Genomic DNA, 13,163 nt, shown 5'->3' with positions numbered 1-13,163 from the left:
TCCCGCGCCGCGCCCCGTTCGGTGGGAGGTCCCGCCGTCGCGAGAGGAGCGTGGCCGATGACGACCCCGCAGCAGCACCCGATCACCGGCCGCACGGCGCGCCGGCTGCCGCGGCCGTCGGAGCTGCGCCCGCTCCTGCGCGTCGCCCGCCCCGAGCTCGACCCGACGCGGCGGCGCCTCGCCCGCGCCCACACCGTCGCCGACCTCCGCGAGATCGCGCGCCGGCGCACGCCCCGGGCCGTCTTCGACTACACCGACGGCGCCGCCGAGGCCGAGCACTCGCTGCGCCGGGCGCGGGAGGCGTTCGCGTCGCTGGAGTTCCGGCCGTCGGTGCTGCGGGACGTCTCGACGATCGACATGTCGACCACGCTGCTCGGCGGGCCCTCGGCGCTCCCGTTCGCCTTCGCGCCGACCGGGTTCACGCGCATGATGCACCACGAGGGCGAACCGGCCGTGGCCCGCGTGGCCGCCCGGCTCGGGGTGCCGCACACGCTCTCGACCATGGGCACCACCTCGCCCGAGGACCTCGCCCTCGCCGCGCCGGAGACGCGCCGCTGGTTCCAGCTCTACCTGTGGCGCGACCGGGAGGCGAGCGCCGCGATCGTCGAGCGGGCCAAGGCGGCGGGCAACGAGGCCCTGATGCTCACCGTCGACACCCCGGTCGGCGGGGCGCGCCTGCGCGACGCCCGCAACGGCCTGACCATCCCGCCGGCGCTCACCGCCCGGACGCTGCTGGACATGGCCCGCCACCCGCACTGGTGGGCGAACGTCCTGACCACCGAGCCGCTCGAGTTCGCCGCCCTGTCCTCGTGGGGCGGCACCGTCGCCGAGCTCATCGACACGATGTTCGACCCGCACCTGACCCTCGACGACCTCACCTGGCTCCGATCCACGTGGAACGGGACGCTCGTCGTCAAGGGCGTCCAGACCGCGGCGGACGCGCGCCGGGTGGTCGACGCCGGCGCCGACGCGGTCGTCGTGTCCAACCACGGCGGCCGCCAGCTCGACCGCGCGCCCGTGCCGCTGGAGACGCTGCCGGCGGTGGTCGACGAGGTCGGCGGCGACGCGGAGGTGCTGCTCGACACCGGCATCATGTCGGGCGCGGACATCGTCGCCGCCGTCGCGCTCGGGGCCTCGGGGTGCCTGGTCGGGCGGGCCTACCTCTACGCCCTCATGGCCGGCGGCGAGTGCGGGGTCGAGCGGCTCGGCACGATCCTCACCGCCGAGATCCGCCGGACGATGGCGCTGCTGGGCGTCACGCGGGTCGCGGACCTGACCCCCGACCACGTCCGGCTGCGGGGGTAGGCGCTACCGCCGGCGGGTGAGCACGACGAACGGGATCGTGCGCCCGACCTCCTGCGCGCGGCGCTGGTAGCCGCGGAAGGGCCCGTACGTCGCGATCGCCGCCGGCCAGAGCTGCTCGCGCTCGGCGTCGTCGGCGATCCGGGCGTGCACCGGGCGGACCTCGTCGCGCACCTGCACGGTCGTGTCCGGGTGGGCCTTCAGGTTGTGGAACCACGCCGGGTGGCGCGGGTGGCCGCCGTAGGACGCGACGACGACGAGGTCGTCCGGGTTCGTCGGGGTGGGTGAAGTAGAGCAGGGGCGTGGTGCGCGGTCGCCCGCTGCGCGCGCCGACGTGGTCGAGCAGCAGCATCGTCGGCAGCCCCGGGAGCGTGTGCCCGAGGCGCCCGCCGGTACGGCGGTAGAGCGCGATGTGCGCCCTCGTGACCGCCCCGACCACGGGGGCGAGGCGGTCGAGGGCACGGCCGAAGTCCTGGGTGGAGACCACGGCCGGACCGTACCGGCGGGTAGCGCGGGCTACAGCGTGAGCAGCCGGTCGAAGAACTCCCGGTAGCGCTGCACCGCGCGGCGCAGCTCCTCGGTGGACGGGTCGCCGTCCAGCGCGTTCGGGTCGAGCGCGCTGCGCTGCTGGGCGAAGGTGCGCGAGAGCTCCTCGAGCACCTCGCCGACCAGGCCGTCCGCGCGGGACGCGGCGTCGCGGGGGCGGTCCACGAACGTCATGCGGACCTCCTCCCACTGGGTGCGCCACTGGGCCGCCCGCTCCGGGTCGATGATCGTGTCGTGGTCGGGGCCGGCACCGCTGCCGCCCCGGCCGGTGTCCGACGCCGGCTCGCCCGGGCCACCGGTCCCACCGCGGCCGTCACGGCCGTCGGTCGGCTCGCCGGGCGCGCCTCCCGCGTGGTCGGGCGGGCCGGGGTAGGCCCCCGGCTGTCCGCCCATCCCGGACGCGCCGGCGGCACCGGGGCCGCCCGGGCCGGCGCCCGTCGGCACGCCGGAGTCCTGCCCGGCGTACTGCTGCTGGCCGGGCGCGTGCTGGCCCTGCTGGTCGAACTGCTGGCCGTACTGCCCGCCCGCGTGCTGGCCGGGCTGGGCACCGGGCTGGTCGTACTGGCCGCCGCCGTACTGGCCGGCCTGGTCGTACCGACCCCCGCCGTACTGGCCCGCCTGGTCGAACTGCCCGCCGCCACCGTGCTGACCCGGCTGCACACCGGCCTGGTCGTACTGGCCGCCGCCGTACTGGCCGGGCTGGTCGAACTGCCCGCCGCCGCCGTGCTGACCCGGCTGCGCCCCGGGCTGGTCGTCCTGACCGCCGCCGAGGTGCTGGCCACCGCCGTGCGCGCCGGCCTGCTGGCCGTACGCCCCGCCCTGCGGCCGGCCGTACTGGCCGCCGTACTGCTGGCCCTGCGGCTGGCCGTGCTGCTGCTGCGCCCCGACGTACGGGTCGCCGTACGGGTCGGCGTGCTGCTGGCCCTGCTGGTCGCCGAACTGCCCGGCGGCCTGGCGGCCGTACGGGTCGTCGGCGCCGCGGCCCGGCGCGCCGTCGTCCTGCCGCGGGTCCTCGTCGTACCCGCCCGGGCGTTGGTGGCCCGCCTGCTCGTCGAGGTGACCGGCGGGACGGCTCTGCTCGGGATGACTCATCGCCTGCGCTCCTGGTGTCCGTCGGGTCCGCCGGTCGCCGGGGGCGCCGACGGTGGCCGGCCCGGACCGGCCGGGGCCGCGGGGGGTGCGCCCTGCCCGGGCCCACCCCCGGGCGGGGGCCCGATCCGCTCCGTGGCTCCTGCTGTGTGTCCGACCTGCTGGCCCTGCCCACCACCGGGCGCACCCGGGATGCGCTCGGTGCCGCCCTGGGGCCCGCCGGGACCGGCGGGTCCGCCGTGGCCGCCCGGCTGCCCGCCGGGTCCGCCGTGACCTCCCGGTCCGCCCGGCTGACCGCCGTGACCGTCCTGGCCGTAGCCGTGCGGACCGCCCTGCTGCTGCCCGCCGTGGGCGCCGTCGTCCAGCATCGCCTCGACCAGCGTGCGGAACGACGTGAACGCGGCGCGCAGGTCCTCGGTGGTCGCCGAGCCCTGCCGGTGGGCCGTCACGACCCGCTGGGCCTCGCGGTAGTCCTCGACGAGGTGGGGCTGGGCGACCGACAGGTCGTCGGTGCGCCGCTCCCCGCCCTCGACGGGGTAACCACGCGCGCGCATGATCGTCACCAGCAGCGCGTCGGCGTGCTCGACCGCGCCGCCCGGGTCGTCGACGAAGCCGCGCTGCACCTGCTGCCAGTCGGCGTGGAACCGCTGGCGCTCGTCGGGCTGCAGGGGCCGGAGGTCGTGCTGGTCGTGGCGCTCCTTGCGCTCGCGCAGCTCCCGCTCGGCCTCCTTGCGGTCGCCGGTCTCGGAGACGCGGCGCTCGTACTCGGGGCCGAACTCCTGCTGCAGCTGTTGCTGCCGCCGTCGTCGGGCGAGCACGAGTGCGGCGACACCGCCCACGGCCAGCAGCACCACCACGATGATGATCACGACGGCGACGGTGCCCATCTCGGGACCCCTTCCGGACGTGGGACTGGGTGATCAGCGTTGACGAGGGGATGCCCGGCTTCCAGCCGCCATCCGACCGTTTCGGGGGAATTAATTCCCTGCTGCGGCCCGCTCCTCACGCGGACGACGGCGCTGGGCCACCTGACCGATGGCGGGTGGCTCGTACGAGACGTCGCCGGGGTTGGCGTCGACGCCGGGCGGGACGATCTCGTCGATGCGGTCGAGGACCTCGTCGTCGAGCGTGACCTCCGCGCCGGCGAGCACGTCCTCGAGCTGCTCCATCGTCCGCGGCCCGATGATCGCCGAGGTCACGGCCGGGTGGGACACGGCGAAGGCCATCGCCATGTGGACCATCGACAGGCCCGCCTTCTCCGCGAGCGGGATGAGGGCCTCGACGGCGTCGAGCTTGCGCTCGTCGGTGAACCGGCCCGGGGTGCGCTGCGCGCGCTGCGTCCCGGCCTCCTGGCCCTTGCGGATCTTCCCGGTGAGCATCCCCATCGCCAGCGGGCTCCAGACGAGCGTGCCCATGCCGTAGCGACGGCAGACCGGGAGCACCTCGCGCTCGATGCCGCGGTTGAGGATCGAGTAGGGCGGCTGCTCGCTGCGGAAGCGCTCGTACCCGCGGCGCTCGGCGACCCACTGCGCCTCGACGATCTCCGACGCCGGGAACGTCGACGACCCGATGGCCCGCACCTTCCCGCTGCGCACGAGGTCGGTGAGCGCGGAGAGGGTCTCCTCGACGTCGGTCTCGGGGTCGGGGCGGTGGATCTGGTAGAGGTCGATGTGGTCGGTCTGCAGCCGCCGCAGCGAGTCCTCGACCTCGCGCACGAGCCAGCGCCGCGAGTTGCCGCGGTGGTTCGGGTCGTCGCCCATCGGCGCGTGCGCCTTGGTGGCGAGCACGACGTCGTCCCGTCGGGTGGGCGGGAGTTGCTGCAGGGCCTTGCCGACGATCTCCTCCGACTCGCCCTGCGCGTACACGTCGGCGGTGTCGACGACGTTGATCCCGGCGTCCAGCGCGCGGTGGATGATCCGGATGGAGTCGTCGTGGTCGGTGTTGCCCCAGGCGCCGAACATCATCGCGCCCAGGCAGTAGGGGCTGATCTTGATCCCGGTCCGTCCCAGCGTCCGCATCCTCACGGCCGGGGAGTAGCCGCCCGTCCCCCGATCGATGCCTGCGGCGCGCTCAGCCGGGTGGCGGTGCGCCGGACGGTAGGCCGATCCGGTCGACGACGGGGATCGCGAGGCGCAGCACCCCGACCCCGGTCGGGTGGAACGGGTGCGGGTCCTCGAGGGACTGCAGGTCCGGGCCCAGCCCGTCGGGCGAGGGCGTGCACAGCGGGCGCAGCGGCGGGGTGACGACGTCGAACCCGTAGCGCCGGGCGCCGGCGGTGAGCACGCCGTTGAGCTCCGCGTTGCGGCCTGCGAGCAGGGCGATCTCGTCCGGGGTGAGCCCGGGGAACTGCAGCGGCCCGCGCACCGTGGAGCACCGCGCGTCCGGGCGCAGCACGTCGTAGGAGGTGACGACGACGACCCGCGGCCGCGAGGGCAGGGTGGCGAGGTCGGCGAGGAGGTCGGCGTAGTCGCGGTCGAAGGCGGCGAGGCGGTAGCGGAACTCGCCGGCGGTGAAGTTGTCGGCGCAGTCGGTGGCGGCGTAGCAGTAGCCGATGAGGTCGGTCCAGTTCAGGTCGTTGGGGCCGACCGCGACGACGACGAACGCCGGGTCCTGGACCTGCTTGAGCCGCCCGATCTGCGGCGGCACCTGCACCGCGCCGACCTGCTGTGGCGCGCGCAGGCCCGCGGTGATCCGGGCGCCCGAGCAGGCGAGGTTGAGCACCTCGTCGCCGAGCGCGGCGCCGACCTGGCGCGCGAGCGAGTCGCTGCTGCGGGCGCAGGCGAGGTCCTCGGGCGTGGCGTCCGGCGTCGGCGGTCCACCGAGCCGGGCGACGCGGGAGTCGCCGATCACCACGCCCCGCACCCCCGACACCTCGGGGCCGACCGGCGAGGGCGTCACGTGGTGGGCACCGGTGAGGTCGGTGAGCGAGCGCGCGTCGCGCAGTCCCTGGGCCCCGGCGACGGCGAGCACCCCGCACACCCCCCACGCGACGAGGGAGACGGCCAGCGCGACGACCGTCGAGCGCGTGAGCGTGCGGGAGAGCCGGCGGGCGATGACGGCGGGCCGCGCCCCGGCCCCGGACCGCCGCGCGGTGGACCGCAGGGCCGCGAGGACGCGCAGCGACCCGACGAGCCCGCACACGCCCAGCACGACCGCGACCAGGACCAGCGTCGCCCAGGCGTACCACCGCTCGAAGCCCGCGACGATCGCGGCGAGCGCGTCGGCCGGGCTGCTGCCCTCCGCCAGGGACTCCACCGCGCGCCCGGCGGTCTCGTTGCGCTGCACCGGGCCGATCGAGAGCTGCGGGCGCAGCGGCCCGTAGATCGTCACGTCGGGGACGTCGAAGCTGGTGTTGCCGATCTGCACGATCCGCGGCGGCCCCGACGGCGTCGCGGTCGGCGGCTGCGCCCCGACGCTGATCTGCTGCCCGAACGCCTCGACGTCCTGGTCGGGGGTGAGCACCAGCGCCGCCCACACCCCGGTGACGACGCACACGACGACGAGCAGCAGCGTCACCGGCGAGCGCAGCTCGCGGCCCAGGGTTCGGGCGCCACGGCCCCGGAGGCGGCCCACGGTCCTCCTCGGGTGACGGCGCGGACGTCCCTCCCAGCCCTACCCGACGCACCCCGTCCCCGTCATCTAGGCGGACGTCACGTCCGGCGCCGGCGCTCCACGAGGGCGAGCCCGGCCGCGACTGCGGTCGCGACGACGAACGACAGCAGCGAGGCCGACAGCCACGAGGGCGGCGTGAACCCGAGGGCCTCGCGCACCGCGGTCCAGGCGTCCGACCAGACGGGGGCGCCACCCGGGTTGACCAGCTGGTACACGACGAGCCCGACCGCCCAGGCCACGACCATCAGCGGCCGGGAGGGCGCCCAGCGCGACAGGTCGGGCGCGGCGCCACGGCGGACGAGCGCGTCCCCGACCCCGACGCCCAGCAGCGGCACGAACACCGACCCGATGACGGCGAGGAAGACCGCGTAGTCGTCGATGGTGACGCCGAGCGCCAGCACCGTGATGAGCGCGCCGATGACGAGGCAGAGCACGCGACGGTCGGCGCGCGGCGCGAGGTTCTGCACCGAGACCGCCGTCGAGTAGACGTTGGCGAACGACTGGTCGGTCTCGCGCGCCGTGAGCACGAGCAGCGCGACGAGCCCGAGCGGCGCGGCGAGCATCGGCGCGAACACCGCGTCGCCGTTGCCCGCCACCAGCGCGAGGGCGGCGAGGCCGACGACGAAGCAGACGATCTGGGTGACGCCGTAGCCGATCGTGGCCGCGGTGAACGCGGTGGAGACGCGCCGGGAGTGCCGGGAGAAGTCCGAGGCGACGGGGATCCACGAGACCGCGACGGCGATCGCGGCGTCGGTGCCCGCCCAGAACCCGGCCCAGGAGCCGCCGCCGGCGGCGAGGTCCAGCTCGGAGCCACCCGCGGGGCCTGCGGAGCCGGGCTCCGACAACAACTGCGAGAAGAGCCACCAGGCCAGGTAGGCGACGGAGATCGCGACGAGGATCGTCACGACCCGCCGCAGCAGCCGCAGCATCCCGAGCGGGCGCAGGGTGAGCAGCGTCGTCACCACCCCGGCGCCGAGCACCCAGGCCCACGTCGGGCCGCCGAGCGCGAGCGTGCCCGCCTGCGCGATGACGACCAGCTCGAACGTCCCCCACCCGATCAGCTGGACGACGTTGAGCACCGACGGCACCCAGGACAGCACCCCGCCGAACAGGCCGCGCAGCAGCACCATCGCCGGCGCCCCGGTCGCGGCGCCGGGCATCGCCGACAGCCCGACCATCGCGCTGCCGATCAGGGTGCCGACCACGGTCGCGACGACGGCGGCGGTGACGGTCAGCGCGGGCGCCCCGGCGGGCTGCAGGACGGCGAGGACCCCGGCGAAGCCCAGCAGGCTGACGCCGAGGTTGGCCCAGAAGGCGCCCTGGTCGAGGAACCCCAACGTCTGCGGGACGGGCCCGTCGAGGGTGGGGGCCACCTCGGCGGGCGTGGTGGTCCCGGACGTGGGCGTGGACGTGCTCATCCGCATCCTCCCTGCGCCGGCATGATCCGGATCAGGTTCCGACGGTCGGGACCGCGGTGTGGTCCCCTCTCAGCCCGGTTGGCCCGGACTCCCGTGAGCGCCGCCTCGGCGCCTGCCCCCGACCGTATGTCGGTGGGCGCACGAACGCGAGGGGCCGCCCGCCGTGATCGCGGAGATCACGGTGGACGGCCCCTCGTGGTCGTGCGTCCGTGCGGTCCTGCTAGGAGTCGATCCCCTCACGCGGGATGTTCGTGCACTGCGCGGCGGGGATGCGGCCGGCGATGCACTCGGCACCGGCCTCGTTCTGCGCCTCGGTGGCGACGTTCTCGTAGTCGGAGTGGTCCGTCGCCGGGTCGTGCTGCTCGTTCGGGAAGCTGTCGATCTGGAACGAGCGACCCTCGGGCTGGTCGTACTTCAGCGTGATCCGCAGCGCCGGGATCGGCGTCTGGTCGGACTCGCAGTTGCCCTGGTCGTCCGGGAAGAAGATGTGGGAGCGGAAGTCCTTCGAGTCGAGGTTCTCGCCGTCCCAGCAGCTCGGGTAGTCGAGGATGCGCGTGAGCTGCTCGCCCTCACCGCAGATCGGGTACTGCGCGGTGATCCGGTCCTCGTTGCCCTGCCCGGAGCAGGTGTACTTCGCGTTGACGTTCTTGCCGTCCTGCGCGCCCTGCTTCGCGTTGCCCATGATCATCATCAGGTGGGTGGGCATCGGCTGCACCTCGCGGTCACCGTGGCCGTGGAACCGGAGGTCCACGGACGCCGGCTCGAGGATCGCGCCGCGGTTGCCGTCGAGGCTGCCGCCGTCCCGGCCCTCGTCGGGGCTCGCACCGTTGATGTCGCGCAGCACCGGCCAGAAGAAGGTGGACCCGTCGCCGTTCTGGCAGGAGGTCTGACCGGCGTCCGCCGCCTCCTGGAGGGAGTCGTCGTCCGAGTTCGCGTTGGTCGTGCGGTTGCCGACGTAGTCGTGGACGTGCTGGGCACCGTTCCGCTTGCCCGGCGCAGCCATGTAGTTGTCGGAGTTGTTGTGGTCGCTGACGCCGCAGTCCACCGAGTAGGACGCGCCGTTGAACACGCCGCCCTCGCCGATGTTGCCGTTGCGCTCGACGTCGTTGATGTCGACGTAGTCGCCCTCGTCGGCGTCCGCGGCCTCGTCACGGCCCGGGAAGGGGTCCTCCTGGGCGGCGCGGGCCTCGGCGGCCTCGACGTCGGCGCCCTCGTTGTCGGCCTCGACCTCGCCGACGTCCTCGGTCATCCCGTTGTTCTCGTCGGCACGGCGCTGGTCGTCGCCCTGGTCGCCCTCGTCGCCGCCCCGGCCCTCGTCGCCCCGGCCGTCGTCGGACCCGTCACCGGAACGGTCCTCGGACCCGTTGTCGGAGCCGTTGTCGGACCCGTTGTCGGAGCCGTTGTCCGAGCCGTCCTCGCCGGACTCCTCGTCACCGGATCCGCCCTCGTCCTCGGACGAGTCGCCCGTGAGGGCGCTGAGGATCCCGGAGTCGGAGCTCGACCCGTCCTCGGAGTCCGCGAAGGCCGAGCCGGCGACGGTGACGATGCCGCCGGTGATGAGCAGGGCCGCCACGATCGCGAGCAGCCGCCTGGGGAGTGATACGCGATGTCGTCCGCGTCGGGGCACGGGAACCTCCTACGGGTGCCCTCGGCGCCGGGACGTGGGGAGCTCGTCCGGGGAGTCGGCGTCGGGGACACGGGTGTCCACGGGTGGTGTGTCGGCGGAGCACGGACGGCGGCATGGACTGAGGGGGAGCGTCGCCGCCCGGCTCCGACGAAAGGTCACGGTAGGGACACGGCCGCTCACTGAGACCGGAGCTGAGAAAATCCGTGTCCGGACACCGCTCGCAGGCCCGCTCGGCGCGACGATCGGCAGGCTGATGCCGCCGAAAGGATGAATCCGTGCTCCGCTCGCACCGCCCGGCTCTCAGGTGACCACCGGTCGGCGACGCCGACGAGCATCACGTCTCCGCTCGGCGCTCGTCGATTGAAACCGCGAGCAGCTCGGGCCACAGTGGCCGCGATGAGACCTGACCGTTATGCGGGCGCAGAGCGGGGCCGCGTGCTGTGCGTGGCCCCGTCCCACCGCACAACGAGCGTCCTCGTGGGGACGTTGCGGTCCCACGGCTTCGAACCCCAACTCCTCCGTGAGAGCTGGAGCGTCGGGGCCACGGCCCGGGCGAGCGGCGCGCGCGCCGTCGTCCTCGACGTCGAGATGCCCGGGCTGCGGCCCGTCGAGGTCCTCGCGGACCTCCACCGCGACAGCCCGCGCACCCCCGTCATCGCCCTGACCAGCCCGGAGGCCCGCGACCGCACGGTCTCGACCCTGCGCGCGACGCAGGACGACTACCTGGTCACGCCCTTCCCCATGGAGGAGCTGCTGGCACGCCTGCGGCTGCGCCTGGGCGACGACCGCCCCACCGCGCAGCTCTTCCTGCGCCGCGGCGAAGTGGCGGTCGACACAGCGCTCGAGCAGGTCTTCGTCGAGAACAAGCCGGTGAGCCTCTCGCGCACCGAGTACGCCGTGGTCGACGCCCTCATCCGCCACCCGCGCGGGCAGGCGATGTCGCAGGAGCAGCTCGTCACGCGCGTGTGGGGCGGGCCGCCGACGTCGAACATCGTCGAGGTCTACATCGGCTACCTGCGCCGCAAGCTCGGCGCGGAGCGCATCCGCACCGTCCGCGGGCGCGGCTACATCCTCGAGGGCTGAGCCCCGCCGCGGCCGTGCCGCTCTACTGCAGCACGAGGTGGCCGGCGCCGCGGCCGATGACGTAGGTCGGCCAGCCCGGGCCGGGGCCCGTCTCGTAGGTCAGCTGGCGGTCCGGCGGCTCGACCGGCTCACGCTCGGCGTGCAGGAAGTTGACGCGCAGCAGCCACCCCTCCAGCGGGCCCGCCGTCGCCTGGCGCGAGTCGACGATCGACATGAGCCGCGCGCGGTCGCTGAACTGGTCGACGATGTCGCAGCGGCACGCGAAGGCGAGGGTGCCGATCTCGCCCGGCGCGAGGACGCTCTGCCCCGGCGGGAGCTCGCGGCCGAGCCCGGTGCCCGCGTTGATGTAGTCGGCCGCGCTGGCCCAGTTGCCGAACACCGCCGGGTGGGGCCACGGGATGCCGAGCCCGGTCTGGTGGCCGATGCTCACGCCCGCGACGAGCGCGAGGCCGGTGACGACGGCGCCGGTGCGCTGCAGGCTGAGGTCGGCGGCGCCGAGGGCCGCGCACAGGGTCAGCAGCGCCAACGACGGGCAGTAGTACCAGATGTAGGACGAGACGCCCATCGCCGCGTACGCCGCGTAGTGCGCGGCGCCGGCCAGCCCGCACGCGACGACGACCCGGTCGAGCAGCCGTCCCCGCCCGCGGATCCAGCGGGCCGCCGACACCACGAACGACACCACGCCGACCCCGACGACCACGCCGACGACGAGCATCGCGATCGGCCAGCGCTCGGCCATGAACAACGGGCCGTTGCCGAAGACCTCGCCGCCCGGGAAGGCCCCGCTCGTCTTGATGATCAGGCTGTCGGGCACGAAGCTGCCGAGCACGAACCACGACCACACGTGCCACGGCAGCGTCACCAGCGCGCCGACGCCCAGCGCGCCCAGCGTCCGACGCCACGAGCGGGGCGCGGCGACGAGGAAGAGCACCACCACGAGGACCACGGCGGGCAGCACGAGATCGGGGCGGGTGAGCACGGCGAAGCCGGTGACGACACCGGTCGCGACGGCCCGGCGCGCGGCGGCGTAGCGGGCCACGCCCACGAGCAGGGCCGCCGCCAGGAACGACTCCATGCCGACCACGGCGGCGAAGATCGGCGAGGTGACGACGAGCCCGACCGTCAGCGCCGCCACCAGCAACCGGCGCAGCCGGAGCTCGCCGGCCAGGCCCGCCGCCCAGACGGCCATCACCGCGGTGGTCGCGACGAGCACGAGGCCCGCGGACACCGCGGGGCGCCCGGTGACGAGGATGCCGCCGGCGAGCAGCCAGACGTTCAGCGGCGAGGTGGCCGAGTTCGCGTCCCGGAACGGGGTCAGGCCCCAGTGCCCGAGCTCGGCGACGTTCCGGGCGTAGTCGAGCGTGATGTAGGAGTCGTCCGGCATCCCCCGGTAGGCCACGAGGAACAGCAGCCCGCCCATGAGCGCGCCGACGGCGGCCGCGAGCAGCGTCTCCGGCGACGGTCGCCGCCGGGTGCCGGTGGGTGGGGTGTCGTCGACGAGGGTGGGCAGGTCGCGGACCGATCCGCTCGCCGGGTCGAGGCCGGTCGCCACGTCAGCTCTCCCCCGCCTCGGGACGCGGGTCGACGACGATCTCGTTCGGCATCCGCCGGCTCCGTCCCGCAGTGTCGGTGTCGCCTCCCATATCACCACGTCGCGCGACGACCCCTCCGAGGAGGCCCGTGGTGTCGCGACTACGCGGGGAAGAGGGTGTCCTCGCGCTGCGTGGGGTCGCCGCCGACCCGGATGAACCACTCGGTGCCGAAGGCCAGCGCGAAGCGGTCCTCGGGGAGGGCGAGGAAGAAGGAGTCGTCGGGGATCTGGCTGCGGTGCGCCCGCATGGCCGCCCGCTTGGCCTCGAGCCACGGCGTCACGTCGACGCGCGTCGTCAGCTCCGCCTCGGGCGAGCCGAAGCCGTCGGGGTCGAGGTCGGGCATCTCCTCGCCGGCCTCGCGCGCCATCGCGGCCATGCGCCGGAACTCGTCGCGGTTGCTCGTCGACTCGTAGACCCGCGGCGTGCCGGCCAGCTCGCCGGCGCGCCGGCCCACGCGGTGGACCTGGATGTGGTCGGGGTGGCCGTAGCCGCCGATGCGGTCGTAACAGGTGAGGACCTCGGCGTCCTCCTCCCGCAGGATCGCCGCGAGCCGCTCGGCCGCCTCCTCGACGTCCGCGGACCAGAACGACCCGGGCGCGCCGTTGGTCTCGGTGTCGACCATGCCGGAGTCGACGTAGCCGAGGAACTCGACCCGCGCGACGCCCAGGATGTCGGCCGCCGCGTGGGTCTCCTTGACCCGTCGCTCGGCGAGCGACTCGCCGTCGGTGAGGACGCCGGGGACGATCTCGCCGTGCTCGCCGCGCGTCGCGACCACCAGGACCACCCGGTGGCCGGCGTCGGCCGCGGCGCGCATGACGCCGCCGCAGGCGATGCACTCGTCGTCGGGGTGTGCGTGGAAGGTGACCATGGTCGCCACGCCCGCGAGCCTAGTGA

Annotated in this window: 10 protein-coding genes, 2 pseudogenes and 1 riboswitch; of the genes and pseudogenes, 2 read left to right on the top strand and 10 right to left on the bottom strand. The window is 74.6% G+C overall.

The genetic code is table 11. From position 1 onward, the window contains the following. The first annotated feature begins 57 nt into the window (after positions 1-57). On the top strand, positions 58-1,305 hold the full coding sequence (locus PGB27_RS13100) for an alpha-hydroxy acid oxidase (RefSeq protein ID WP_274200801.1): 1,248 nt from the start codon (positions 58-60) through the stop codon (positions 1,303-1,305). Positions 1,306-1,308: 3 nt separating this feature from the next. On the opposite strand, the pseudogene PGB27_RS13095 reads toward PGB27_RS13100, so the two are convergent. The 8 genes and pseudogenes from PGB27_RS13095 to PGB27_RS13060 all read right to left on the bottom strand — a co-directional run. Further along, positions 1,309-1,515 (bottom strand): annotated as a pseudogene (locus PGB27_RS13095) (nitroreductase/quinone reductase family protein); the annotation flags it as partial. Positions 1,516-1,645: 130 nt separating this feature from the next. Continuing rightward, positions 1,646-1,741 (bottom strand): annotated as a pseudogene (locus PGB27_RS13090) (nitroreductase family deazaflavin-dependent oxidoreductase); the annotation flags it as partial. A 77-nt stretch (positions 1,742-1,818) separates the two neighbouring features. Continuing rightward, entirely contained in the window at positions 1,819-2,940 is a 1,122-nt protein-coding gene (locus PGB27_RS13085; protein ID WP_274200800.1) for a hypothetical protein, read from the bottom strand. Beyond that, complete coding sequence (locus PGB27_RS13080; protein WP_274200799.1) at positions 2,937-3,824, bottom strand: hypothetical protein; 888 nt, start codon at positions 3,822-3,824, stop codon at positions 2,937-2,939. Before PGB27_RS13080 ends, PGB27_RS13085 begins: the two co-directional genes overlap by 4 nt. Positions 3,825-3,914: 90 nt before the next feature. Beyond that, positions 3,915-4,961 (bottom strand): aldo/keto reductase, encoded by a 1,047-nt coding sequence (locus PGB27_RS13075; RefSeq protein WP_274200798.1) that lies wholly within the window; start codon positions 4,959-4,961, stop codon positions 3,915-3,917. Between the two features lie 46 nt (positions 4,962-5,007). After that, a complete protein-coding gene (locus PGB27_RS13070; RefSeq protein WP_274200797.1) occupies positions 5,008-6,510 on the bottom strand; it encodes a GDSL-type esterase/lipase family protein in 1,503 nt (500 codons plus the stop codon). Positions 6,511-6,587: 77 nt separating this feature from the next. Continuing rightward, positions 6,588-7,967 carry a purine-cytosine permease family protein gene (locus tag PGB27_RS13065; protein ID WP_274200796.1) on the bottom strand — a complete coding sequence of 460 codons (1,380 nt, stop codon included), beginning with the start codon at positions 7,965-7,967 and terminating at the stop codon, positions 6,588-6,590. Then, positions 7,959-8,072, bottom strand: a riboswitch (TPP riboswitch). It overlaps the preceding gene by 9 nt. 115 nt (positions 8,073-8,187) lie before the next feature. Next, complete coding sequence (locus PGB27_RS13060; protein ID WP_274200795.1) at positions 8,188-9,540, bottom strand: DUF1996 domain-containing protein; 1,353 nt, start codon at positions 9,538-9,540, stop codon at positions 8,188-8,190. 531 nt (positions 9,541-10,071) lie between these two features. On the opposite strand from PGB27_RS13060, the gene PGB27_RS13055 reads away from it, so the two are divergent. Then, a complete protein-coding gene (locus tag PGB27_RS13055; RefSeq protein ID WP_274200794.1) occupies positions 10,072-10,677 on the top strand; it encodes a response regulator transcription factor in 606 nt (201 codons plus the stop codon). Between the two features lie 22 nt (positions 10,678-10,699). Here PGB27_RS13055 and PGB27_RS13050 read toward each other — a convergent pair whose 3' ends face one another. Further along, positions 10,700-12,229 carry a hypothetical protein gene (locus PGB27_RS13050; RefSeq protein ID WP_274200793.1) on the bottom strand — a complete coding sequence of 510 codons (1,530 nt, stop codon included), beginning with the start codon at positions 12,227-12,229 and terminating at the stop codon, positions 10,700-10,702. Positions 12,230-12,369: 140 nt separating this feature from the next. Then, a complete protein-coding gene (locus PGB27_RS13045; protein WP_274200792.1) occupies positions 12,370-13,146 on the bottom strand; it encodes a PIG-L family deacetylase in 777 nt (258 codons plus the stop codon). Positions 13,147-13,163 lie beyond the last annotated feature (17 nt).

The organism is Actinomycetospora lemnae (assembly GCF_028737315.1).
GTDB lineage: Bacteria > Actinomycetota > Actinomycetes > Mycobacteriales > Pseudonocardiaceae > Actinomycetospora > Actinomycetospora lemnae.
This window is presented reverse-complemented; position numbering and strand designations above follow the sequence as displayed.

Bases quoted from the DNA above. Each gene is read 5' to 3' on its own strand.
- PGB27_RS13100 (WP_274200801.1), top strand. From the start codon at position 58: ATGACGACCCCGCAGCAGCACCCGATCACCGGCCGCACGGCGCGCCGG.
- PGB27_RS13085 (WP_274200800.1), bottom strand. From the start codon at position 2,940: ATGAGTCATCCCGAGCAGAGCCGTCCCGCCGGTCACCTCGACGAGCAG.
- PGB27_RS13080 (WP_274200799.1), bottom strand. From the start codon at position 3,824: ATGGGCACCGTCGCCGTCGTGATCATCATCGTGGTGGTGCTGCTGGCC.
- PGB27_RS13065 (WP_274200796.1), bottom strand. From the start codon at position 7,967: ATGAGCACGTCCACGCCCACGTCCGGGACCACCACGCCCGCCGAGGTG.